Genomic DNA, 23,783 nt, shown 5'->3' on the forward strand with positions numbered 1-23,783 from the left:
GACTGACGGGAAGTGGCGTGCCCGGTACCGCGACGGGACAGCCGGGAGCACGCGCGACACTTCTCATTGAAGCGTGACGCGCAGCGTTGGATCGACGAGGTCACCGCAGCCGTAGTCACCGGCCAGTACGTCGACCCCAAAGCGGGACGATCGACGTGGCGGGAGTGGTGCACCGGTTGGATGGCGAGGCAGTCGTGGGCCCCGGGCACGACGGATGCGGCCCGTACATCTGTTGAATCTGTCCCGTGGGTCGATCATGCGATCGGGCGTGTGAAGCCGTCCCAGGTGCAAGCGTGGGTCGCGGCAGAGGTGAAGCGCGGACTCGCGCCATCCACCGTCAAGACTCGCTTGAACTACGTGCAGATGGCGTTTCGTGCCGCGGTGGTCGACAAGGTCATCTCGGAGTCGCCGGCTGCAGGGGTGAAGCCGCCACGGCAACGTCGCGCGGACGCGGCGATGAAGACGCTCACCGCTGAGCAACTGCGCAGGGTGCTCGAGGTCGCGGGCGACTTCCGTCCCTTCGTCGCGGTCTGCGTGTTCGCGGGTCTACGCCTCGGTGAAGCCGCCGGCCTTCAACTACGCGACATCAACTTTCTTGGCCGTTCGATCGCCGTATCGAGGCAGGTCCAGGTCTCGACAATCAAGACGGTCGAGCTCGTGCCACCCAAGGCGGGATCCGAGCGGACGGTATACGTTCCCGACGAACTTCTCCGGATCCTGTCGGCTCACATCGCCGGGGAGGGCATCGGAGCGCCGGACGAGATGCTTTTCCTCACTCCGTTGCAGCGTGTGTGGAACCGCAACAACGCGGCAGGGGAGTGGCGGCGCATCCGAGAGGCAGCGGGCCTCCCCGACGATGTCACGTTGCACGCGCTACGTCACACCTACGCGTCGAACCTGATCGCCGCGGGCTGTGACGTCGTGACGGTGCAGAGGTCGCTGGGGCATTCGCAGCCGTCGATCACGCTCAACGTGTACAGCCACCTGTGGCCGTCTGCAGAGGATCGCACGCGGTCCGCGACGGCGGACTTTATGGCTGGAATCCTGGATTCCGCGGACTCCCTGCGGACTGAACCAGGAAAACCCCAGGTCAGCTAGCCCACCTAGCGGTAGTTGACGAACTGCAGGTCGACGTCGAGGTCGGCGGCCTTCAGTACCCGGATGACCTCTTGCAGGTCGTCGCGGCTCTTCGACTGCACGCGCAGCTCGTCGCCCTGGATCTGCGACTTGACGCCCTTGGGGGCCTCGTCGCGGATGATCTTGCCGATCTTCTTCGCGTTCTCCTGCGAGATGCCGTCCTTGATCGTGGAGACGATGCGGAACTCCTTGCCGCTCGCGAACGGCTCACCCGACTCGAGGCTCTTCAGCGAGATGCCGCGCTTGATGAGCTTGGACTGGAAGACATCCAGAACCGCTTTCGCGCGCTCTTCGCTGTTCGCCTTGATCAGAACGGACTCGCCGCTCCACTCGACGGATGCACCGGTGCCCTTGAAGTCGTAGCGCTGCTCGATCTCTTTGCGCGCCTGGTTCAGGGCGTTCTCGGCCTCCTGGTGGTCGACTTTGCTGACGATGTCGAAGGATGAATCGGCCATCCATCCAGTCTATCCGGCGTCGTTCGTAGACTGGAGGGGCACGATGCATGGAGGTGGGATGCGACCGCTGACCGAGGACGAGGTTCGGGCGTCGTTCGTGAACGTCGTCGACGAAGAGATCAGGCAGCTGCAGTTGCCGCACGACTTCCTGTTGACCGACTGGGATCACCTGGACTTTCTGGCGTGGCGTGATCCCGAGGCGCGTGGACGCGGATACGTCGTCACGGAGCAGGACGGCAAGCCGCTCGGCGTTGCGTTGAGGGCCGCTTCGACGACCTCGCGGGCCCGCTCCGGGATGTGCGACATCTGCCACACGCTCCAGCCCGCCGATCAGGTCTCGCTGTTCACCGCCCGTAAGGCGGGCCCATCCGGTGCGCACGGCGACACTGTCGGCACCTATATCTGCGCCGATCTGTCGTGTCACGAGAACGTCAGGCTCGCGGCTCCGCTCGCCCCCTCCGAGGTGCGGGCGAGTGTCGACCGGCGGATCGACGGCGCCCGACGTCGCACGGAGCGGTTCGTCGAACGGGTGCTGGCGTAGTCTCGCGTCATGACGCAAGGACGGGTTGTGGTGGTCGGTGACGCGCTCATCGACGAGATGCGGGACGACCTCGGGGTGCGGGAGTTCGTCGGGGGAGCGGCCCTCAATGTCGCGGTCGGAGTGGCTCGTCTGGGCATTCCGACGACGCTCATCGCGATGGTCGGCGACGACGACGCCGGTGCCCGCATCCGCGCCTATCTCGCCGACTTCGACGTCGAGCTGCTCGCGACTCCATCGCCCCTCGGGACGTCGCGCGCCGTGAGCGAGCGAGCCGGGGGCGCCGAACCCGTCTACGTGTTCAACGCCGCGGCCCAGGCCCGACGCATCCGTTTCGGCGATGTCGAGCGGGCGGCGATAGCGGATGCGCCGATGACCGTCGTGAGCTGCTTCCCCTTCGATGACGCGGCGCAGGCGGCGGAGTTCGCCACGGCTGTTCACGGCTCGTCGACGCGCCTCGTGATCGATCCGAATCCGCGAACCGGCATGATGCGTGATCTGGCCGAGTTCGTGGCCGGGTTCGAGGATTTGGCGCCGCGCGCGTCGCTCGTGAAGATCGGTGACGACGACGCGCATCTGATGTTCGGGGAATCGCTGGATGACTCGGCCGAGCGGATGCGTGAGCTCGGTGTGCCCATCGTGTTGGGCACGCGCGGCGCGGACGGTGCGTTCGTTCGCGCCGTCGCGCTCGGTGACGATGAGCTCGTCGCACCCATCGCGGACCTGCCCGGGCGGGTCGTCGACACGATGGGTGCCGGTGACGCGACGCTTTCGGCGGTCGTCGCCCGCCTCGCGCAGGATGGTGAGCCCCGCGACGCGGAGGGGTGGCGCGGGGTTCTCGACGAGGCGATGCTCATCGCCGCCACCACCTGCCGGTTCGAGGGTGCGTTGCTGCGAACCCCGAGCGAACTGCGTGGTGTGGATCTCGACAGCCTCGGCACCTGACCCGCGTACTTCGGAGCGCCGCCGATTGGGTAATATGGGAGATCGCGCTTCCGGTCGTCTGAGAAAGTCGGACGGGCGCGCCCTGGCGAGTTACCCAAGCGGCCAAAGGGATCTGACTGTAAATCAGCCGGCGTAGCCTTCGGGGGTTCGAATCCCTCACTCGCCACAAAAACGAAGAACGCCCCCGTGCATGCGGGGGCGTTCTTCGTTCACCGGGTGCTGCGCGGTTCGAACAGCCGCGCGTCCCGCGCTTGGTCAGGGCTTGCCGTTGTCGACCCAGCGCGTGTGTGCCTTGAGCGCGTGGTAGACCGCAACCATTCGGCCAGCCTAGGGCGGGCATGCGCAACAACGACAGGTCAGTCGCGCCAGGAATGCTGGGGGTCGTATCCGAGCAGGCGCCGAGCTTTCGCGATCGAGAGCATCGTGTCGTTCACGCCGAGGTCGCCATGGACAGGCACGTCGGGGAAGACCTCGGCCACGAGTTCGACGTTCGGCCGGGTCGTGACGGTGTCGGCCGCCGCGATGATGAAGCGGTCGAAGCCCGGGGGAGCGACCTGCAGCGCCCGATCGATCGCCTGGGCGCCGTCGCGGGCATCGATGTACCCCCACAGGTTCCACTTGCGATCGCGCGGATCGGCGTCGTACGGGAACGCCGCGTAGTCCTCGGGCACCATGACGTTCGAGAAGCGCAGCGCCGTGATCGAGACATTCGGATGCCACCGCACGAGCTCGATCGCGAGCTGCTCCTCGAGGTGCTTGACCAGCGAATAGACCGACTCGGGGCGAGCGGGGTACTCCTCGTCGACCGGAATGTAGGGCGGCGGCACGTCGAACGGCAGGCCGAGCACGGTTTCGCTCGATGCGTAGACGATGCGCGTGATGCCGAGCCGGATCGCGGCCCAGAACACGTTGAACGTGCTGGGCATGTTGTTGTGGAACGTTGCGACATCCGGGGCGATACCGGGCGCCGGGATGGCGGCCAGGTGGACGACCGCATCGAACCCGTCGTGCTGATCGTTGACCGCGGTGAGGGCATCGACGACCTGGCCGTAGTCGGTGAGGTCCACGCGCACGAAGCCGGGGCCGCGCTCGCCGACGATGTCCATGCCGATGACGTCGTGGCCGGCCGCGCGCAGTTCGCGCAGGACGACAGAGCCGAGCTTGCCGGAAGAACCCGTGAGAGCGATGCGCATCCATCCAGGCTCGCACACAGGCGCGGTGCGAGGGCGGGCGGAGTGCGGTCGATCAGAACGGAGGTGGTGCAGAACTCACGTAACCGGTCGGCGTCTCGACCCTGACGGTGCCGTCGCGCCGCGTCATGAAGCGGAATCTGGTGCTGTGCCGATGCCGATGATCCGGAGGGCACAGGGGGCGCAGATTGTCTTGATCGGTGCGCCCGCCCAGAGCCCACGGCCTGTCGTGGTCGATGTCGGCGTCGAGCGCCAGCCGGTTGCATCCATCCCGCGCGCACTTTCCGTGGCGCAGGATCAGCCACGTGCGCTGCGCCTCGGTCGGGCGGTAGGTGCGACGGTCCATCTCGAGCACGATCCCGCGAACCGGATCGGTGATCACCCGGTGGAAAGCCTGGGCGTCGGTGAAGATCTGGGCGGCGGTGAGCGGATCGATCGGGCCATGGCCCACGAGTTGTGCATCTTCGCGGGGGAGGGCGGCGAGCCGGGCCGCGATGTCGGCCCGGCTGCCGTCGCCCGTCAGCAGAGAGACCGGCACCGTGACGAAGACCTTCGTCTTGACCGCCGTCGGGGTTCCCTCGCCCATCAGCCACGACGCGAACAGATCGGCGCGGATCTGATCGCGGGTGCGCGACTCGCGCGCGTCCTTCGACGTCGCCTTCGCGGTGGCGTCGAGGCGTCGACCCATGGCCACGGCGCTGACGGTCGGTACGAGAGCCGAGACCCACGACATCCCGTCGTCGATGTGCTCGATGACCACGCGACGGTCGCGCATCGCGGCTGCGTGCCGCACATCCTCGCGTCGCGCGTCGAGGCGTTCGAGGAGCCTCGTGAGGCGCGCACGGAACGCTGCGCGCGAGCACGACAGCACCCATTCCGAAGCAGCGGCGTCGAGTTCGGCGATGGCGGCTTCGGCCTCGGCGTGTTGCTCGGGCGACGCGTCGACCGGCGCCTGCAACCGTGCCACGCCCGCGACGACCGCGTCGACCAGCACGAGCGGCGCAAAGCCATCGAGCGCGCGGCGCCAGAGCCACGGCAGCGACTCGGCGGCGGTCGCGGCGGTGTGCGCGAGGGAGCGGAGAGTCTGCTCGGCGACGTTCAGACGCAACGCGAGATCGAACAGAACTCCGCGCACCGCCATCTCTTCGCCATCGGCTCCGACGATGTCCGTGTACACGTACGGGTGCCTGCGAGCGATCTCGATCGCTTCTGCAATGCCAGCCGCGCGACGCGCCTCGTGGCGGATCGCCGCGAACTGATCGCTCTGCAGGTCGTCGAACAAGAACCCCAGCGACTCTTCCATCGACACGCTCGTCGGCGTGGATTCGAGAAGTTCGAGGCGCTCGATCATGAATCCATATTAGTACAAAAATACGATTCCGACAATGATCTAAGGGAAAGTGATAGAACATAGCTTCTATCACTACGCTGATGCTCAGCCCAGGGGAGGAAGACGATGACGCAGCCCGCGCCCGCGCGTGCCGTCGGTGTGCGCGATGTCGCAGCGCATGCCGGGGTCTCGACGCAGACGGTTTCACGCGTGCTCAACGGGCATCCGCATATCCGTCCCGAAACGCGGCAGCGGGTGCTCGACGCGATCCAAGCGCTGGGGTATCGCATCAACAACGCGGCGAGGGCCCTGGGTACCAGCACGTCGCGCACCCTCGGCGTGCTGGCATCCGATGCCGCTCTCTACGGCCCGGCCGAGGGGGTTGCCGCCCTCGAGGCAGCGGCCCGAGCGGAGGGGCGCTGGATCGCCACGGCATACGCGGATGCGTCGGATGTCTCGGCGGTCGAGGCCGCGGTGGGGCACCTGCTCGCGCAGGGCGTCGACGGCATCGTGCTCGTCGGATCGCATGCCCTGACGCTCGAGACCGCGAAGACCGTGGCGGCCGGAGTCCCGATCGTCGCCCTCCACGGCGGCACGGGTACGGTGGCGCAGTCCGCCGGGGCGGCACTCGCGGTCACGCACCTGCTCGATCTCGGCCATCGGCGAATCGCCGAAGTCGCGGGTCCCGGGGATTGGCTCGAGGCGATCGCGCGCTCGAGAGGGGTGGCCGAGGCGCTCGACGCGGCCGGTCTCGCCGTCGCCGCACGGTGGGAGGGCGACTGGAGTGCGGCCGCGGGGTACGCGCTCGCGGGGGACATCGTCGAGGCGCTGGGGCGCCCCGACCCGCCGACCGCGCTCGCGGTGGCCAACGATCAGATGGCTCTCGGTCTGATGGCCGGACTGCACGCGCGCGGCGTCGAGGTTCCGACCGTGCTGTCGGTCGTCGGCTTCGACGACAACCCCGATTCGGCGTTCTACCTGCCCGCGCTGACGACCGTACGACTCGATCTCGCGTCCGAAGCTCGGCGGGTGGTCGCCGAGGTCGTTGGAGGGAGCAGCACGACGAACATCGAGACCCCTCGCCTCGTTGCGCGTCGCTCCACCGCCCCTCGATGAGTCGACGCGACAGTAGTGAAGATCGAATGATACCGGTAACATAGTCTCCGTCGCCGGTCGTACGGCGATCGCCGCGAGACCGATGGAGACTCCGTGAGCACAACCGAAGACCCGTATTCCGTCGAGGCGGCGATCTCGGCCACCCGCGATGACGTGTCCCGTCTGCACGCGGAGTTGGTGCGCAATGACCTGGTCGTCTGGACGGGCGGGAACGTGTCGGGCCGGGTGCCGGGTGCGGATCTGTTCGTGATCAAGCCGTCGGGTGTGTCCTATGACGATCTGGCTCCGGAGAACATGATCCTCTGCGACCTCGACGGGAAAGTCGTGCCGGGGACGCCGGGGAGCGATCGTTCTCCGTCGAGTGATACGGCGGCTCATGCGTATGTGTATCGGCATATGCCGGATGTCGGGGGTGTGGTGCACACGCACTCCACCTACGCGGTGGCGTGGGCGGCGCGCGGCGAAGAGATCCCGTGTGTGATCACGGGGATGGCGGATGAGTTCGGCGGCCCCATTCCGGTGGGTCCGTTCGCGGTGATCGGGGACGACTCGATCGGGCGGGGGATCGTGGAGACCTTGACGGGGCACCGGAGCCGCGCGGTTCTGATGCAGAATCATGGGCCGTTCACGATCGGGGTATCGGCGAAGGATGCGGTCAAGGCCGCGGTGATGTGTGAGGACGCGGCGCGCACGGTGCACATCGCGCGCGAGGCAGGGCCCCTGATCCCGATTCCGCAGGACAAGATCGACGCGCTCTACGGCCGCTACCAGAACGTTTACGGACAGAACGAGGACGATCGCCGATGACCGCCGCCGACGGCGGCAAGCCGGGAACGGCTGCCGAAACGATCCGGTCCGGACGCACGGCGCTCGGCGTCGAGTTCGGCTCGACCCGCATCAAGGCGTGCCTGGTCGACGCGGACGATCCCGCCGATGTGCTCGCCGTCGGCGGCTTCGCGTGGGAGAACGGCTTCGAAGGCGGTCGCTGGACACATCCCCTCGAGGATGTCTGGACGGGACTCGCCGCCGCGTACGCAGACCTGAGGACGGATGCCGAGCAGCGCCACGGTGTCAGCCCGGTCACGGTGGGCGCGATCGGGGTCTCGGCCATGATGCACGGCTACCTCGCCTTCGGCGACGACGATGACCTGCTCGTGCCCTTCCGTACCTGGCGCAACACGTCGACGGGTCGCGCCGCGGCGAAACTGACCGAAGTCTTCGGTGTGAACATCCCGTTGCGCTGGTCGATCGCCCATCTGCACCAGGCGGTGCTCGACGCGGAAGAGCACGTTCCCGACATCCGGTTCGTCACGACCCTTGCCGGGTACGTGCACTGGCGCCTGACCGGGCGCCGCGTGCTGGGCGTCGGCGATGCGTCCGGGATGTTCCCGATCGATCCGGCAACCGGGGATTACGACGCGACCATGGTCGCGGCCTACGATTCGCTGGCGGATGGGCGCCTTCCCGCGCCTCTCGCCGAGCTGCTGCCTGAGGTACTCACCGCGGGTGTCGGCGCGGGCGAGCTGACGTCCGAGGGCGCGGCGCTCCTCGACTCGTCCGGGACCCTCGCCCCCGGCATCCCGTTCTGTCCGCCCGAGGGTGATGCCGGTACCGGCATGGTCGCCACGAACTCGGTCTCGCCCCGCACGGGAAACGTCAGTGCGGGCACCAGCATCTTCGCCATGGTCGTGCTCGAGCGCCCGCTCGCGAACGTGCACCACGAGCTCGACGTCGTCACGACACCGGCCGGGGACCCGGTCGCGATGGTGCACTGCAACAACGGGGCGAGCGAACTGGCCGCCTGGGCCGGCATGTTCGCCCGTTTCGCCGAGGCCGCGGGAATCCCGCTCGGGGCGGACGCCGTCTACGAGGTCCTCTTCCGCGAGGCGCTCGAGGCCGAACCGGATGCCGGGGGTCTGTTGGCCTACAACCACCTCGCCGGCGAACCGATCGCCGGGCTCGACGCGGGCCGACCGCTCGTCGTCCGCACCCCCGACTCGCGCCCGACACTGGGCAACTTCGCCCGCGCGCAGCTCTACGCCGCGTTCGGCACGCTGAGCCTCGGAATGCGCGTGCTGCACGGCGAGCGCGTCACCGTCGACACGATGTACGCGCACGGCGGCATGTTCCGCACGGCCGGGGTCGCGCAGCGGTTCCTGGCCGCCGCGATCGAGGCCCCCGTCGCCGTCGCCGAAACCGCTTCCGAGGGTGGCGCGTGGGGTATCGCGGTTCTCGCCGCCTACCGGAAGGCGGCCGACGACCTCGCCCTCGATGCGTATCTGGCCGAGCGTGTCTTCGCCGCGGCCGGGTTCGCGATCGTCGCGCCCGATCCCATCGACCTGGCCGGATACGCCACCTATCTCACGCGCTACGAAGCCGGGCTCGCCATCGAGCACGCCGCCGTCGCCGCCCTCTGACGCCTCATCGAAAGCAGCACGACATGCCCCGCACCCCCCTCTCCACCTCGCTCGAGTCGTACGAGGTCTGGTTCGTCACCGGCAGCCAGAATCTCTACGGCGAAGAGACCCTCCGGCAGGTCGCCGATCAGTCGCAGGGCGTCGTCGCTCAGCTCGACGGCAACGTGCCCGTCACGGTCGTCTGGAAGCCCGTGCTGAAGGATGCCGACAGCATCCGTCGCCTCGCCCTCGAGGCCAACGCGGCGGACAACGTGATCGGCCTGATCGCGTGGATGCACACGTTCAGTCCCGCCAAGATGTGGATCGGCGGGCTCGACGCCCTGCAGAAGCCCCTCCTGCACCTGCACACGCAGGCGAACGTCGAGCTGCCGTGGGCGGACATCGACTTCGACTTCATGAACCTCAACCAGGCTGCGCACGGCGACCGCGAGTTCGGGTACATCCAGACCCGCCTCGGTGTCGCGCGCAAGACCGTCGTCGGGCACGCCTCCGATGCCCGCGTGCGCGGCGAGATCGCCTCGTGGCAGCGCGCGGCGGCGGGGTGGGCCGCGTCGCGCAGCTTGAAGCTCGCGCGCTTCGGCGACAACATGCGCTACGTCGCCGTCACCGAGGGCGACAAGACCGAGGCCGAGCTGCGGTTCGGCGTGCAGGTCAACACGTGGGGTGTCAACGAGTTGGCGGATGCGGTGGCCGATGCATCCGCATCCGACGTCGACGCGCTCGTCGCCCTGTATGAAGAGGAGTACGACGTCGTTCCCGAGCTGCGCTCCGGGGGAGAGCGCCACGAGTCGCTGCGCGACGGCGCGGCGATCGAACTCGGCCTGCGCTCGTTCCTCGAGGAGGGTGGCTTCGGCGCCTTCACGACGAGCTTCGAAGACCTCGGTGCGCTCAAGCAGCTGCCGGGTCTGGCCGTTCAGCGCCTCATGGCCGAGGGCTACGGCTTCGGCGCCGAGGGTGACTGGAAGACGGCCATCCTGGTGCGCGTCGCGAACGTGATGGGCGCGGGCCTGCCCGGCGGCGCGAGCCTCATGGAGGACTACACCTACGACCTCGTTCCCGGCAGCGAGCGCATCCTCGGGGCGCACATGCTCGAGGTGTCGCCGTCGCTGTCGTCGCAGAAGGCACGCCTCGAGATTCACCCGTTGGGTATCGGCGGCAAGGACGACCCCGTGCGCCTGGTGTTCACGGCCGACCCCGGGCCCGCCCTGGTCGTCGCGATGAGCGACATGCGCGACCGGTTCCGCCTCGTCGCGAACGTCGTCGAGAACGTCGAGGCGCCCGATCTGCCTAAGCTCCCGGTCGGGCGCACGATCTGGAAGCCGCAGCCCGACTTCGCCACGAGCGCCGCGGCGTGGCTGACCGCGGGCGCCGCGCACCACACCGTCATGACGACGGCCGTGGGCATCGAGGTCTTCCGCGACTTCGCCGAGATCGCGAAGACCGAGCTGCTCGTCATCGACGACACGACGACGGTTCGCGGATTCCAGCAGGAGGTGCGCTGGAACCAGGCCTACTACCGTCTGGCTCAGGGGCTCTAGCTCACCGGACCCCGAGGGCTCAGAGAGCCGCGAGCGCGCCCACCGGGTCGTCCAGCAACCGCGCGAAGGCCGCCTCTGCCGCACCCACCAGGAGGCGGTCTTCGCCGAGCGCCGCTGACCGGATGTCCACGTCCTCGCCCGCGGCCGGCATCGCGAGCGAGCGCACGTCATCGAGCAGCTCGCCGGTGCCTTCCTCGGCGATCGTCGCGAGAAACCCACCCAGCACGATCATCTGCGGGTTGAGGACGTTGACCGCGTTGGCGAGGGCCGTGGAGAGGATGCGTCGCTGCCGCGCGATCTCTTCGCGGGCGTCCGGCAGTTCGCTCGCGGCCAGGGCGGCGGCGAGAGTGGGCTCATCGGCGCTGACCAAACGCGCGACCGCGAGCAGACGGGCGCGGCTGACCTCGTCCTCGAGCACGCCGTCCCCGGCGAGCCGGTCGGCCGTCGAGGGGATGCCCGGCCGGTTCTGCCCGAACTCCCCGGCATAACCGGATGCGCCGGCCACGGGCATCCCGTGCACGATCAGGCCGCCACCGATTCCACTCGCGCCGCCGTTCAGGTACACGAGGTTGTCGATGCCGCGCCCCGCGCCGAACAGGTGCTCGGCGACAGCGCCGAGGGACGCGTCGTTGCCCACCACGATCGGGAGTCCGGTCGCTTCGGCGGCGAGCTCGTGCAGCGGCACATCGTGCCAGTCGAGGTGCGGGGCGTTTCGCACCATCCCGTCGACTCCGCGGACGAGGCCGGGAACGGCGAAGCCGAGGCCCACGAGCCGTGCGTCGCGCAGATCGTCCGTACGCCAGGACGCGATCGTCTCGGCCACCAGTCGGACGGTCTCGGCGGGCGTGAGCAGGTGGTCGACCTCGATACGGCGCCGCGCCGCGACCGTTCCGTCGAGTCGCACGGCGGCGAGGGCGAGGGCGTCGACCTCGGGATTCGCCGCGATGGCCATGATCGACGGATGCGTCACCACGACCGGGGACGGGCGCCCCGCCCGCGTCGAGGGGGCGGGCGGTAGCTCTTCCGCCAGGCCGATCGAGGCGAGTTCGGCGACCAGGTCGGCGATCGTCGAGCGATTGAGGCCAGTTGTCGCCGTGAGCTGCGCGCGCGACTGCGGTCCCTCGAGATGCAGGATCCGAACGAGCCTCGCGAGGTTCGCTCGACGCACGGCTTCGAACGTCGTCGCGCGGTCGGTCATCGAACCAGCGTAGGGGGTCGCCGGGCGCCAGGGAATGGTATAGGTTGTGTTCAACAACATTTCCGTTCAGCGAGGATCAGGACCACTCATGACAACGCCCACGCCCGCCGACAAGTTCTCCTTCGGCCTCTGGACCGTCGGCTACAACGGCACCGACCCCTTCGGTGGACCGACGCGTCGGCCGCTCGATGTCGTGCACGCCGTCGAGAAGCTCGCCGAACTCGGTGCCTACGGCCTGACGTTCCACGATGACGACCTCTTCGCCTTCGGGTCCTCCGAGGCCGAGCGGCAGAAGCAGATCGACCGTTTGAAGGGTGCCCTCGCCGACACCGGCATGATCGTGCCGATGGTCACGACCAACCTCTTCAGCGCGCCTGTCTTCAAGGACGGCGGCTTCACCTCCAACGATCGCGGCGTCCGTCGCTACGCGCTGCGCAAGGTGTTCCGCCAGCTCGACCTCGGCGCCGAGCTCGGCGCCAAGACCTTCGTCATGTGGGGTGGTCGCGAGGGCGCCGAGTACGACGCGGCCAAGGACATCCGTGCGGCGCTCGAGCGCTACCGCGAGGCCGTCAACCTGCTCGGCGACTACGTCACCGACAAGGGATACGACATCCGCTTCGCGATCGAGCCGAAGCCCAATGAGCCGCGCGGTGACATCCTGCTGCCGACGCTGGGCCACGCCCTCGCCTTCATCGACTCGCTCGAGCGTCCCGAGCTCGTCGGCCTCAACCCCGAGGTCGGGCACGAGCAGATGGCGGGCCTGAACTTCGCCGCCGGCATCGCCCAGGCGCTGTACCACGGCAAGCTCTTCCACATCGACCTCAACGGCCAGCGTGGCATCAAGTACGACCAGGACCTGGTCTTCGGCCACGGCGACCTGCACAACGCCTTCGCCCTGGTCGATCTGCTCGAAAACGGAGGCCCCGGCGGGGTCCCGGCCTACGACGGCCCGCGCCACTTCGACTACAAGCCGAGCCGTACCGAGGACGAGACCGGGGTCTGGGACTCCGCCGCGGCCAACATGCGCACCTACCTGTTGCTCAAGGAGCGTGCCGCGGCCTTCCGCGCAGACCCCGAGGTGCAGGAGGCGCTCGAGGCCTCGCGCGTGCCCGAGCTCTCGGTTCCGACGCTGAACGAGGGCGAGTCCTACGGCGACTTCCTCGCGGATCGCTCGGCGTACGAGGACTTCGACACCGACACCTACTTCGGTGGCAAGGGGTTCGGCTTCGTCCGGCTGCAGCAGCTCGCGACCGAGCACCTGCTCGGCGCACGCGGCTAAGGGGAGCGCGTGGCGCTCGTCGCGGGGGTCGATTCGTCGACGCAGTCGTGCAAGGTGGTCATCGCGGATGCCGCGAGCGGCCGGATCGTCCGCACCGGTCGGTCGGCGCATCCGGATGGCACCGAGGTCGATCCCGAGGCGTGGTGGCAGGCGCTGCAACTCGCGATCATCGATGCCGGCGGGCTCGACGACGTGGCCGCGGTGTCGATCGCGGGGCAGCAGCACGGCATGGTCGTGCTGGATGAGCGGGGCGACGTCATCCGTCCCGCCCTGCTCTGGAACGACACGCGTTCGGCGGCCGCGGCACGTGACCTGATCGCCGAGGTGGGGGCCGACGTCTACGCGGAACGCACCGGTGTCGTTCCCGTCGCATCCTTCACGGCAACGAAGCTGCGCTGGCTGCGCGACGCCGAACCCGAGAACGCGGCGCGCGTCGCGGCGGTGGCGTTGCCGCACGACTGGCTGACCTGGCGGTTGCGCGGGTATGGCGCCGCGGGGTCGCCGCTCGGACCCGTTTTCGACGAGCTGGTGACGGATCGCTCGGACGCGAGCGGCACCGCATACTGGGGATCCGCCGGGTACCAGCCCGACCTGCTCGAGCGCGCGCTCGGTCACGCGGCCGTTGTGCCGCGCGTGCTGGGCCCGCTGGAGCGGGCCGGCACGACCCCGAGCGGCGTCGTGGTCGGCCCCGGCGCGGGCGACAACGCGGGTGCGGCTCTCGGCCTCGGCGCCGCGCGCGGCGACGGTGTCATCTCCATCGGCACGTCGGGAACGGTTTTCGCCGTCACCGATCGCCCGGTCGCGGATGCCTCCGGCACGGTCGCGGGCTTCGCCGACGCCACCGGACGGTTCTTGCCGCTCGTGGCGACGCTCAACGCCGCGCGCGTGCTGGACGCGTTCGCCGGCCTGCTCGGGGTGGATCACGCCGAGCTCGGCCGACTCGCGCTCGAGGCGACGTCCGGGCCGACGAGCCCCGTGCTCGTGCCGTACTTCGAGGGCGAACGAACGCCGAATCTGCCGGATGCCACGGCATCCCTCTCGGGTTTGACGCTCGCCAATACGACCAGGCCGGCCGTCGCGCGAGCCGCGATCGAGGGAATGCTCTGCGGCCTCGCCGCGGGCCTCGACGCGATCCGCGGCCAGGGCGTGGAGCTCAACCGCCTGCTGTTGATCGGCGGCGCCGCCCGTAATCCGGCGGTCTCGGCGATCGCGGCTCAGGTCTTCGACCTGCCGATCGTCGTGCCTGCGCCGGGCGAGTACGTCGCGCTCGGTGCCGCACGCCAGGCCGCGGGGGTCCTGTCGGGCGTTCTTCCCGACTGGGTTGCCGCGGGGGAGCACGAGGTGCCGGTCGACACCCGGCCGGACATCCGCGCCCGCTATGTCGCCGCCGCGCTAGGGTTCCATCGGTGACTTCGCGAGAACGACGCCCGGCATCCGGCACCCAGCACCTGCTGCGATCTGGGGATTATCACGCCGTCGTCGCCAGCGTCGGGGCGTCCCTCCGGGTTCTGCGGCACCGCGGTCCCGCGGGCGAACGGGATCTGATCGTCCCGTTCGACGCCGACGAGGTCCGGCCCGCCTACCGCGGCGTCTCGCTCGCGCCGTGGCCCAATCGGATCGTCGACGGCCGTTACCGCTTCGGCGGCGTGGACCACGTCCTTCCGCTCACCGAACCCGAGCGCGGGCACGCGCTGCACGGCCTCGTGTCCTGGCTCGACTTCGACGCCGTCGACAAGGGTGCCGACCATGTCACGCTCGCAGCCGAGATCGAGCCGCAGACGGGGTATCCGTGGCGGTTGTGCGTGGAGTCGGCCTTCCGGCTCACGGCCGACGGACTCGAGCAGACCGTCACGGCGACGAACATGTCCGACACCGTGGCGCCGTTCGGAGCCAGCGGGCACCCGTATCTGGTGGCGGGTCCCGGCCGCGTCGACGACTGGACGCTCGAGTTGCCCGCGGACATCGTCCTCGCTGTCACGGACGATCGCCTGATCCCGACGACCGAGCAGGCGGTCGATGCGAGCGACCCGCAGCGCTTCGACTTTCGCCGGGCTCGCCGTATCGCGGATGCGCGCATCGATCACGCTTTCACGGGCCTTCGGCGTGCCGACGGGGTGGCCCGCGTGCGGTTGACGGATGCCTCGGGCTCGGGCGTATCGATGGCCTGGAACGAGGCGTGCCCCTGGGTTCAGATCCACACCGCGGACGTGCCCGGACGGGCGACGGATCGGATCGGATTGGCGGTCGAGCCGATGACCTGTCCACCCGACGCGTTCAATTCTGAGAACTCTCTCATATACCTTGACCCGGCCGCCCGCGCCGGGGGAAGCTGGACCATCGCCGCGATCTGAGCAAGATCGAACGGCACCGTTTTTCCCCTGGTACCACCTCCTTCCTCGGCGTTTGGATCGTCAGTCCGCCGAAAAGGGCGCAAATGAATCCGTTTTGTCCCCCAAAAAGGGGACATACGTGGTGTGCGCAGTGGGGTTATGCTCATTTCAGCTCCTTCTGAAGCATTCGAACCGTCGTCCCCAGCGTCGGGCGGACCGTTTCCCCAAGCGGTTCTGCGATCGGATGGGAAGGAAGCGGGGCCCCCTCGAGTCGCCCAGTCCCCAATGGGCCACCCGAGGGGGCCAATTCTTTGCTCCGGCCCTCCCCACGACTCTTGATCGTGATGACGTCCACAGGTCGCCGAAACTCCTCCGCGCACTCGCGCGGTCACCTGTCAGGATGGAAAAAGCCCGTTCCCTCGTGATCGAAGAGAGCCACCATGTCGCAGCCGCACGGCGCCTTGCCCGCAGAGACCGAAGAAGCGCGCAGTCCTTACTGGAAGTTCGCCGTCTGGATCGCGATCGGCGCCCTCATCGCCGCGGCCCTCGTCTGCGTGGTCGGGGTGCTGGTCGGTGACCAGAACGGGCTGATCGGGCGCGCGTTCCTGACGATCGTGCTGCTGGCCGCATTCGCCGGAGCCGCCCTGCTCGATGCGAGCGTCGCGCCGCGGCGGCCGCAATGGTACGTGCTGGTGAGCATGGTCGGGTGGGTGCTCGCGCTGCTCGCCGGCGCCATCAAGATCTGGGCTCCCATGGACTGGGGCTGGCCGTGGGGGTCGTCGCCCGTCGTCCGCTTCTTCGAATTCGTCGGTATCGTCATCGTCCTGCGCCTGGCGATCCTGCACATCCGTCTCTTCACGAAGACGCAGGGCGAACCGCGGAGCTCCTTCTCGCGCATCGTCGTGCCGATCACGGTGGCGCTGGTCGCTGTGCTCGCGATCCTGCTGATCCTGCCGTTGCTGCTCGCCCGCGCCGTCGAGTTCTCGGAGTTCTACTGGCGTGTCGTCGTCGCGATCACGATCCTCGCGGCCGTCGGCACCGCGCTCGTCCCCCTGGTCAAGGCGCTGAACGGTCCTCGGCGTGTGGCGCCGCCGGCACCGCCCGTGCCCGCACCCGTGTGGCCGACCTACGCCGACGGCGTCACGCCGCTCCCGCCGCTCCCGGATGGTTCGCCCGACTGGAACGCCTACTACACGGGCTACCCGACGCAGCAGACGGCGCCCCCGCTGCAGGCGGCGCCCGTCCCGCCGCCGGTTCCGCCCGTGCCTCCCGTGCCTCCCGCGCCCGAGGCGACGCCTCCCGCTTGAAGTCGCCGCGATGGGTAGCGTAGGTGTGTGGATTCAGACGCGCAGCTCCTGTCCTTGGCCGTCGAGATCGCGCGGGAGGCTGGTGAGCTCGCGCGCACCCGGCGTGACGAGGGAGTCGCTATCGCCGCGACCAAATCGGGCCTCGCCGACATCGTCACCGAGGCCGATCGCGAGGTCGAGCGCCTCATTCGGGACCGTATCGCCCAGGCGCGACCCGACGACGGATTCTTCGGCGAAGAGTCGGCGGCCGAAGAGGGTTCCTCGGGCCTGACCTGGGTGGTCGATCCGATCGACGGCACCGTCAACTACGCCTACGGAATCCCCGCATACGCCGTGTCCATCGGCGTCGTCGAGGGGCCGCCCGACCCGGCGACGTGGACAGCGGTCGCGGGCGTCGTCAACAATCCCGCCACCGGTGAGCTCTTTCGCGCGGCGCGCGGCGAAGGCGCGCATCTCGGTTCGCAGCGACTCGCGATCCGCGACGAACCGGATGCATCCGGCGCGCTCATCGCGACGGGGATGAGCTACGACGCCGAGCGCCGCACGCAGCAGTTCGAGATTCTGGGGCGAGTGCTCCCACTCGCTCGAGACATCCGTCGTATCGGCGCGGCGTCGCTCGATCTCGCGTTCGTCGCCGCCGGCAGGCTCGACGCGTACTACGAGTGGGGCCTCTGGCCGTGGGACATGGCAGCGGGTTCGCTGCTCGTCCGCGAGGCGGGCGGAATCGTCGGCGGCTTGGGGGGATTACCCGCGGGACGCGACCTGCTGATCGCGGCGGGCCCCGAATTCTACGGATCGCTGGAGGCCGTGCTCGCCCGTTGAGCAGTCTGCTCACACATGGCATTCTCAGTCCGGACGGGTTAGTGTTTACCTATTCGTTACCTCCGCCCGAACGGGAGTGACGAGAATCTCAGAAGCCCAATCCCGAAGCCAGACGTCCCGAAACCCGTCGCGTTTCACCGCGATCCCGATCCGAGAGCCCCACCCGCTTGCAGCCCGACGCCCCCGAGTCGGAGCCCGGCCTTACACGCCGTGCTCGCCGTGCCGACGCCTCTGCGTCTGCCCTGGACTCTGCCTCCGATTCTGCTGCGGCGCGTTCGTCCGTTGAATCCGAGACGCGTGCCGCTCGTCGGCGAGCAGCGATTCAGGATGCTCCGCAGAGCCGGCGCCAGGCCCGACTCAGTGGCACGCCGCCTGTCGTACCGGTGGCCGAGACGGCTTCGGATGCTCCGACCATCCCGTCACCGGCCGATCTGACGGCTCCGGTGAGCACGGTCGACAGCGACGCCGCAGACGCGTTCGAAGCCGCGGCTCGTCTGTTCAGCTTCACCGGTGAGAACCCCGTGATCGTGCCGACCTCGGACCCCGTGGCCGCGGACGAGTCGGAAGAGCCGGGGGCCCCGGCATCCGCTGCGCACCGTGTGCCGCGTCGCGCCCGTCGCTCGGGAGCCGCCGTCAGGCGCATCGCGGCGACCGGGTTCAGCATGGGTGTGATGGCGGCGGTCGGACTGCTCACGGTCGCGGTGACCGTGCCCGCTGAGGCCCTCGCCGCGGCGACTCAGGCCGACGCGGTCACCTCGATCGCCGTGGCTTCGAGCGACGAGGTCACTAAAGACAAAGAGATCCAGGCTTTCGTCGCACCCGAGGGTGCCGACACCGAACTCAACCGCGATGAGAAGTATTCGACGGCGACGTTCAGCGAGATCGCTGCGGCAACGGGCATCAGCCGCCACACCAACTTCTTCGTCAACGACCCGAGCGCGCCGATCCAGTGGCCCTTCGCGGTGGGCGTGCCGATCTCGGACGGATACGGTCCGCGCTGGGGCTCGTTCCACTACGGTCTCGACTTCACCCCGGGCGAGGGTGCCGAGATCCAGGCCGTCGCGGCCGGCACGGTTCGCGTGGCAAACGAAAGCGGCGGCGCCTTCGGCGTGCACGTGATCATCGACCACGAGATCAACGGCGAGGTCTTCGCGACGCACTACGCGCACATGCTGTACGGCTCGCTTCAGGTCAAGCCGGGCGATGTCGTGCAGGCCGGCACCGTTCTCGGCCATGTCGGAGACACGGGCCTGTCGTACGGAGCGCACCTGCACTTCGAGGTCTTCGTCAACGGCGCACGCATCGATCCGCTGCCCTGGCTGCGCGAGCACGCCGGCGGTTGATCCGAGGTCATCTCGGTTTCTGCTCGGCGCCTCGCCGATGGTATTCTCTTGTGGTTGCCCGCTTGCGGGTGCGCCCCGATAGCTCAGTGGCAGAGCACTTCCATGGTAAGGAAGGGGTCGTCAGTTCAATCCTGACTCGGGGCTCGCAGCATCCTGGACCGGGATGCGGTGTGGCGGGGTAGCTCAGTTGGTGAGAGCGCACGACTCATAATCGTGAGGTCGCGGGTTCAAGCCCCGCTCCCGCTACGAATGAAGCGCCCCCTCGTGGGGCGCTTCTTTCGTTGCTGGAGCGGTTGGTAGAGCTACCCGAGTTCGCCGGGGTGCGTCAGCCGCCACCATGCGCTCGGCTGCGCGATCCCGCCGTCGAGCGTCACATCGACGGTCGCGGTGTTCGGACCGGCGCTCCAGGTGATGGTGCCGACGGACTCGCCGTCCGCGTAGTTCTTCGGCGTCGACGTGTCCATGGTCACGGTGATCGGAGTGTCGGACCAGGTCCGGATCGATGCGCTTCCGGTGACGATCATCTGCCCCGCGGAGCCCCACGCGGTCGAATACGTGCCGACCCGGTCTCCCCGGCCGATGAGGGGCACACTGTGGAAGCCCGCGCGGATGCTGTCGAGCAGGTTGACGACCCCGTTGCTGACCGACTCGCGAGAGAATCCACCGAGCACGACGCCGGTCACGCTCAGCGGCAGATCGGTTCCGATATCGAGGATCGCCGTGTACAGCAGGGTGTAGTCGTTCTCGCCGAGCGTCCCGGTCTTGAGTCCGGTGATTCCGGATGTCCCCAGCAGGCCGTTCGTGTTGGACATCGTCCCCGGACCCGGAAGAGTCAGAGACGCCGTCGCCGCGATCTGGGCGATCACGGGGTTCGCCGCCGCGATCTTGCCGATCGCGATCATGTCGCTCGGCGTGCTCGTGTTGCGCGGGCTGAGGCCCGTGGGCTCGACGATCGTCGTGCCCGTCAGGCCGTTCGCCTCCAGCCACCGGCGTGCCGCGCTCACGAAAGCGCCCTGCGAGCCGAACGCCCAGGTCGAGACGGCCTCGGCATAGTTGCTCGCCGAGGGGATCAGTATCGTCGCGAGCGCGTCGTGCAGCGACATCGACGTGCCCCGGGGCATCTCGGCGACCGTCGCCCCGAGCACGTAGTACTCGTCGAACAGATCGCGATCGGTCTCGTCGAACGCGATCGTCGGTCCGGGGTCGTCCGGGCCCGCGAGAGGTTTCGCATCGAGGATGACGAGCGCCGTGATCAGCTTGCTGATGCTCGCCATCGGGCGCGGGTCGGCCGATCCGCTGGTCATCCAGATCCCGCTCGCCTCCGCCCCGAGGTAGTCGTCGGCGCCCGCGACGCTGATCGCGGCGGAACCCTCGACGGGCAGGGCGATCGTCGCGGCCGGCGGAACCGAGACATCCGGGGTCTGCCACTCCACGGTGGGTTCGGGCAGCGGGGCGTTCAGGGCCCACGCCGCGTAGCCACCGGCGGAGCCTAGGACGACCGCGACGACGATCGCCACGATGATCCAGGCCTTCCGGCGACGGCGCCGCCGGATCGCGGAATCGGCCCGGGTGCGGCGTGTGGGAAAGACCTGCTCGTCACGCATCAACTCGGTCAGACCGGGCAATCCGCTGGCGGAATCGTCCTGAATCGTGATGGCGGGCCCCCGTCCGTCGACCGAATCCCCATCATGCCCGGCCCGTGTTGCCCCGTCCAGCGCGCGCATCGCGGCTACAGTCGATCGCGAGCGCCATGACGAATCGATTCCCCCGTTCCCTGTACAGTCGCGGGTCTGAGCCGGACCCCCGGTTCAGCCTCGCCAACGAGCGCACCTTCCTCGCCTGGATTCGAACGTCGTTGGCACTGCTCGCCGCGGGCGTCGCGCTCGAGGCGCTGCAGATACCCGTGTCAGCCGGGTTCCGGCTCGCCGCCGCGGTCGTCTTCGTCGTGCTGGGGGTGGTCGCCGCGGGTCACGCATGGTTGTCCTGGCTCCGCACCGAGCGCGCCCTGCGCGAGAATCGGGCGCTTCCCTCCACCGGAGTGAGCCTCGTGATCGTGGCGGGCATCGTCGTAGCCGTCGTGCTGCTCACGGCGGGCTTCTTCTGGTGAGTGCGCCGAGCCACGCACCGTTCGATCCGGGTCTTCAACCCGAGCGGACACTGCTGGCTTGGCGGCGCACGTGTCTGGCTCTCGCGGTGGCGAGCGCGGTCGTGGTGCGCTTCTCGGCAGAGGTCATCGGACCCGCAGCGGCCGTCGCCCTCGGGTTGATCGGTGTCATCGCGGCCGGGGCCGGATATGTCCGCGCATCCGTCCGGTACCGGCGCGCTCATGATGGCCTCGTCGCCGACGGGGAACTGCCGATCGACGGGCTGGCTCTCGCCCTCGTCACCCTGACCTTGCTGGTGGTCGGCATCGCGGCTGCCTTGTTCGTCATCGGACGCGGGTTGGCACGCCTGGGCTGACGACCGCTGTCACGCGGACGTCACAAGACATGATCCCGCCCCGTTGTCAAGGGTGGATCAGCTGCGAGTGAGCCGCAGCACACTGGACGGATAGCGGTTGGAGAACCATGTCCAGCATCCACAACCCGCACTACGCGTTGCAGCCGACCACCACGATGATGTGGCTCGTGCTCGATCTCGGGCGTCCTCTCGGAGATCCGCGCCGCACGGTCGCGCGCGTCTACGAGGTCGAGGCGGACGAAGTCGAGGTCGAGTGGCTTCTCGATCTCCCGTTTCCCGCCCGATACAGCTCGCCGACCGCGGTCGTCCGGGACCTTCAGCGGCGAGAGGCGCGATCCCGATCCGAGCGCCCGGTGCCCATTCCCCATCGCGGTCCGCCCCGTTCGGCTCTGAGCTCGGCGGACTAGCTCCGCAGACGAGCGAATCCCTCGCACAGAAGGGCCCTCTCGCGTCGTCGTCTTCCCCAGCCGTCGACACGAGAGGGCTATCCTGATTCCCCTCGAACATTCGTCTCATCGCACGAAAAAACACGCGCCGTTTCGGGCGCGTATCAGATCGCACAGCGATAGGACACGGTGATCAGTCCCCACGTCACACCGTTGAGATCGGGTTCTCGTAACCTAGCAAAGCCGCTCACAAACTGTCCACCGAAAGGGGGACAGTTTCGAATAATTCGTCGGGGTGTTACGCATCGGTTGCGGGCGAGTTGCGCGGACGCGCGGTGGGCCATCCGCGAGAATGCGGACATGACCCCAGAACGGTGGCAGAAGCTGACCTATTGGCCGCTGATCGTGGCTTCGTTCGCGTTCATCGTCGCTTACTCGTGGCAGGTCATCGCAGAGCTGCGCGGGGGTCCCCGCATCATCACGGCGACGATCATCCTCGTCACCTGGGTCGTCTTCGCCGCCGACTATCTGGTGCAGCTCTCGATGGCGCCGAAGAAGGGCGTGTGGTTCCGCGCGCACCTCTTCGCCCTCGCGGTCGTCATCATCCCAGCGCTCAAGCCGCTCCGGCTCCTGCGCGTGCTGACGCTGTTCCATCCCTTCGGGCGGAGCGCGGGCGATGCCCTGCGCGCACGCCTGATGATCTACGGCGTCGCGTCCGCCCTGATGGTCATCTACATCGCGGCGCTGTCGGTGCTCGAAGCCGAGCGTGCGTCGCCCGACGCGAACATCACCAGCTTCGGCGATGCGATCTGGTGGGCGTTCGTCACGATCACCACGGTCGGCTACGGAGACTTCACGCCGGTGACCGTTGCGGGCCGCGTCGTCGCGGTTCTGCTCATGTTCTCGGGTGTCGCCGTGCTCGGCATCAGCACCGCAACCCTGGCCTCGTGGGTCGCCGAACGCGCGACCGCCGGTCACGAGGAGTACCAGCCGGCGACCCGAGCGGAGGTGAGCAGGCTCTCGGCGCAGCTCGCGGCTCTCGGTGCGCCGGCGGATCCTCCGGCACCACCCCGTTCTCCGGACGCCTGATGGCGGCGGGAGTGCCCTCCGCGCTGGACTAGGGTTTTGCTGGTGTGCCCGCGAGGGCGGAGAGGTCGGGTCATGCCAGGACGTGGTGCAACCGGGGGAGACGGCGGAGTCGTCGAGGGCTACCGATGGACGCCGGGACGGGTCATCCTGCACATCGCGGTCGGGCTGTTCGCCGGTCTCCTCTCCGGCATGTTCGGGGTCGGCGGCGGAATCGTCATCGTTCCGCTGCTCGTGCTGGTTCTCGCATACCCGCAGCGCCTGGCCTCGGGCACCTCACTCGCGGCGATCATCCCCGCGGCGAGCGTCGGCGTCGTCTCCTACGCCCTGAGCGGTGACGTCGCCTGGATCCCGGCGCTGATCCTGGCAGCGGGAGCGGTCATCGGTGCGCAGGTCGGCACGTGGCTGCTGCCGCGCGTGCCCGTCCGGGTGCTGCAGTTCGGGTTCGCCGCGTTCCTCATCGTCGTCATCGTGAGCCTCTTCCTGATCATCCCGAGCCGCGGCGAGCCGTTCGAGCTCAGTTTCCTCGTCGTGCTGGGCCTCATCGCGCTCGGGCTCGTCACGGGCGTGCTCTCGGGGCTGCTCGGAGTCGGCGGCGGAATCATCGTGGTTCCCGCGCTGATGCTGTTGTTCGGGACGAGCGACCTGATCGCCCGCGGCACCAGCCTTCTCATGATGATCCCGACGGCCCTGTCGGGAACGTTCGGCAACGTGCGCCGAAAGAACGTCAACCTGCTGGGCGCCGTGCTCGTCGGGGGTGCTGCGTGCACGACGACCGCTCTGGGTGCACTCATCACCAAGAGCGTCGATCCGCTCTCGGCCAACATCATCTTCGCGGTGTTCCTCTTCTTCATCGTCGTGCAGATGATCGTGCGGGCCATCCGCGGGCGATCCAAGTAGGGCCGG

At 68.6% G+C, this 23,783-nt stretch carries 23 protein-coding genes and 3 tRNA genes; 21 read left to right on the forward strand and 5 right to left on the reverse strand.

Annotation, left to right across the window (positions count from 1 at the left end):
* Positions 1-66 precede the first annotated feature (66 nt).
* The gene (locus C2868_RS01315; RefSeq protein ID WP_232711295.1) at positions 67-1,098 is read left to right on the forward strand and encodes a site-specific integrase; all 1,032 of its coding nucleotides are present in this window, start codon (positions 67-69) and stop codon (positions 1,096-1,098) included.
* A gap of 5 nt (positions 1,099-1,103) precedes the next feature.
* On the opposite strand, the gene C2868_RS01320 is transcribed toward C2868_RS01315, so the two are convergent.
* Positions 1,104-1,592, reverse strand: a complete 489-nt coding sequence (locus C2868_RS01320) for a YajQ family cyclic di-GMP-binding protein (RefSeq protein ID WP_100811936.1) — start codon at positions 1,590-1,592, stop codon at positions 1,104-1,106.
* 58 nt (positions 1,593-1,650) lie between these two features.
* Here C2868_RS01320 and C2868_RS01325 point away from each other — a divergent pair, with 58 nt between their 5' ends.
* The 3 genes from C2868_RS01325 (at position 1,651) to C2868_RS01335 (ending at position 3,241) form a co-directional block, all read left to right on the forward strand.
* Positions 1,651-2,133 (forward strand): FBP domain-containing protein, encoded by a 483-nt coding sequence (locus C2868_RS01325; RefSeq protein WP_100811935.1) that lies wholly within the window; start codon positions 1,651-1,653, stop codon positions 2,131-2,133.
* A gap of 9 nt (positions 2,134-2,142) precedes the next feature.
* A complete protein-coding gene (locus tag C2868_RS01330; RefSeq protein ID WP_100811934.1) occupies positions 2,143-3,075 on the forward strand; it encodes a carbohydrate kinase family protein in 933 nt (310 codons plus the stop codon).
* 84 nt (positions 3,076-3,159) lie between these two features.
* Positions 3,160-3,241: transfer RNA gene (locus tag C2868_RS01335), tRNA-Tyr, on the forward strand.
* A gap of 190 nt (positions 3,242-3,431) precedes the next feature.
* Here the strand turns inward: C2868_RS01335 and C2868_RS01340 are convergent.
* Both C2868_RS01340 and C2868_RS01345 read right to left on the reverse strand, forming a co-directional pair.
* The gene (locus C2868_RS01340) at positions 3,432-4,268 is read right to left on the reverse strand and encodes an NAD(P)-dependent oxidoreductase (protein ID WP_100811933.1); all 837 of its coding nucleotides are present in this window, start codon (positions 4,266-4,268) and stop codon (positions 3,432-3,434) included.
* Between the two features lie 52 nt (positions 4,269-4,320).
* Positions 4,321-5,616 (reverse strand): HNH endonuclease signature motif containing protein, encoded by a 1,296-nt coding sequence (locus C2868_RS01345; RefSeq protein WP_100811932.1) that lies wholly within the window; start codon positions 5,614-5,616, stop codon positions 4,321-4,323.
* A gap of 105 nt (positions 5,617-5,721) precedes the next feature.
* On the opposite strand from C2868_RS01345, the gene C2868_RS01350 reads away from it, so the two are divergent.
* From C2868_RS01350 to araA, 4 genes are all read left to right on the forward strand, one after another.
* Positions 5,722-6,711, forward strand: a complete 990-nt coding sequence (locus C2868_RS01350) for a LacI family DNA-binding transcriptional regulator (RefSeq protein WP_100811931.1) — start codon at positions 5,722-5,724, stop codon at positions 6,709-6,711.
* Between the two features lie 93 nt (positions 6,712-6,804).
* Positions 6,805-7,518, forward strand: a complete 714-nt coding sequence (locus C2868_RS01355) for an L-ribulose-5-phosphate 4-epimerase (RefSeq protein ID WP_100811930.1) — start codon at positions 6,805-6,807, stop codon at positions 7,516-7,518.
* Positions 7,515-9,128: a xylulokinase gene (locus C2868_RS01360; RefSeq protein ID WP_100811929.1), complete on the forward strand. Its 1,614-nt coding sequence runs from the start codon at positions 7,515-7,517 to the stop codon at positions 9,126-9,128. Before C2868_RS01355 ends, C2868_RS01360 begins: the two co-directional genes overlap by 4 nt.
* A 23-nt stretch (positions 9,129-9,151) precedes the next feature.
* Positions 9,152-10,666: an L-arabinose isomerase gene (araA, locus tag C2868_RS01365; protein ID WP_100811928.1), complete on the forward strand. Its 1,515-nt coding sequence runs from the start codon at positions 9,152-9,154 to the stop codon at positions 10,664-10,666.
* A gap of 19 nt (positions 10,667-10,685) precedes the next feature.
* Here the strand turns inward: araA and C2868_RS01370 are convergent, their stop codons facing one another.
* Entirely contained in the window at positions 10,686-11,864 is a 1,179-nt protein-coding gene (locus C2868_RS01370) for an ROK family protein (protein ID WP_103662792.1), read from the reverse strand.
* Between the two features lie 88 nt (positions 11,865-11,952).
* Between C2868_RS01370 and xylA the strand changes: the two genes are divergently transcribed.
* The 8 genes from xylA (at position 11,953) to C2868_RS01410 (ending at position 19,191) form a co-directional block, all read left to right on the forward strand.
* The gene (gene xylA / locus C2868_RS01375) at positions 11,953-13,143 is read left to right on the forward strand and encodes a xylose isomerase (protein ID WP_103662793.1); all 1,191 of its coding nucleotides are present in this window, start codon (positions 11,953-11,955) and stop codon (positions 13,141-13,143) included.
* Between the two features lie 9 nt (positions 13,144-13,152).
* The gene (locus C2868_RS01380) at positions 13,153-14,553 is read left to right on the forward strand and encodes a xylulokinase (protein WP_103662794.1); all 1,401 of its coding nucleotides are present in this window, start codon (positions 13,153-13,155) and stop codon (positions 14,551-14,553) included.
* Positions 14,550-15,494, forward strand: coding sequence for an aldose 1-epimerase family protein (locus tag C2868_RS01385; RefSeq protein WP_100811924.1), 945 nt, complete (start codon positions 14,550-14,552; stop codon positions 15,492-15,494). The genes C2868_RS01380 and C2868_RS01385 overlap by 4 nt, the downstream gene beginning before the upstream one ends.
* Positions 15,495-15,913: 419 nt before the next feature.
* Positions 15,914-16,780 (forward strand): hypothetical protein, encoded by an 867-nt coding sequence (locus C2868_RS17340; protein WP_157813977.1) that lies wholly within the window; start codon positions 15,914-15,916, stop codon positions 16,778-16,780.
* 27 nt (positions 16,781-16,807) lie between these two features.
* Positions 16,808-17,602 (forward strand): inositol monophosphatase family protein, encoded by a 795-nt coding sequence (locus C2868_RS01395; RefSeq protein WP_100811923.1) that lies wholly within the window; start codon positions 16,808-16,810, stop codon positions 17,600-17,602.
* A gap of 383 nt (positions 17,603-17,985) precedes the next feature.
* Positions 17,986-18,945: a M23 family metallopeptidase gene (locus C2868_RS01400; RefSeq protein WP_100811922.1), complete on the forward strand. Its 960-nt coding sequence runs from the start codon at positions 17,986-17,988 to the stop codon at positions 18,943-18,945.
* Positions 18,946-19,017: 72 nt separating this feature from the next.
* Positions 19,018-19,089 (forward strand) — tRNA-Thr (locus C2868_RS01405).
* Positions 19,090-19,117: 28 nt separating this feature from the next.
* Positions 19,118-19,191 (forward strand) — tRNA-Met (locus C2868_RS01410).
* A 56-nt stretch (positions 19,192-19,247) separates the two neighbouring features.
* Here the strand turns inward: C2868_RS01410 and C2868_RS01415 are convergent.
* Positions 19,248-20,669 carry a D-alanyl-D-alanine carboxypeptidase family protein gene (locus C2868_RS01415; protein ID WP_258034374.1) on the reverse strand — a complete coding sequence of 474 codons (1,422 nt, stop codon included), beginning with the start codon at positions 20,667-20,669 and terminating at the stop codon, positions 19,248-19,250.
* Positions 20,670-20,695: 26 nt separating this feature from the next.
* Here C2868_RS01415 and C2868_RS01420 point away from each other — a divergent pair, with 26 nt between their 5' ends.
* The 5 genes from C2868_RS01420 to C2868_RS01440 all read left to right on the forward strand — a co-directional run bounded on the left by C2868_RS01420 (position 20,696) and on the right by C2868_RS01440 (position 23,777).
* Positions 20,696-21,052, forward strand: a complete 357-nt coding sequence (locus C2868_RS01420) for a YidH family protein (protein ID WP_100811921.1) — start codon at positions 20,696-20,698, stop codon at positions 21,050-21,052.
* Complete coding sequence (locus C2868_RS01425; RefSeq protein ID WP_100811920.1) at positions 21,049-21,405, forward strand: DUF202 domain-containing protein; 357 nt, start codon at positions 21,049-21,051, stop codon at positions 21,403-21,405. Before C2868_RS01420 ends, C2868_RS01425 begins: the two co-directional genes overlap by 4 nt.
* 107 nt (positions 21,406-21,512) lie before the next feature.
* Positions 21,513-21,812 carry a hypothetical protein gene (locus C2868_RS01430; protein ID WP_100811919.1) on the forward strand — a complete coding sequence of 100 codons (300 nt, stop codon included), beginning with the start codon at positions 21,513-21,515 and terminating at the stop codon, positions 21,810-21,812.
* Between the two features lie 339 nt (positions 21,813-22,151).
* Complete coding sequence (locus C2868_RS01435) at positions 22,152-22,880, forward strand: potassium channel family protein (RefSeq protein ID WP_103662795.1); 729 nt, start codon at positions 22,152-22,154, stop codon at positions 22,878-22,880.
* Between the two features lie 72 nt (positions 22,881-22,952).
* Positions 22,953-23,777 (forward strand): sulfite exporter TauE/SafE family protein, encoded by an 825-nt coding sequence (locus C2868_RS01440; RefSeq protein WP_100811916.1) that lies wholly within the window; start codon positions 22,953-22,955, stop codon positions 23,775-23,777.
* The last annotated feature ends 6 nt before the right edge of the window (positions 23,778-23,783 follow it).

The organism is Microbacterium sp. CJ77 (genome assembly GCF_002911615.1).
Classification (GTDB): Bacteria; Actinomycetota; Actinomycetes; order Actinomycetales; family Microbacteriaceae; genus Microbacterium.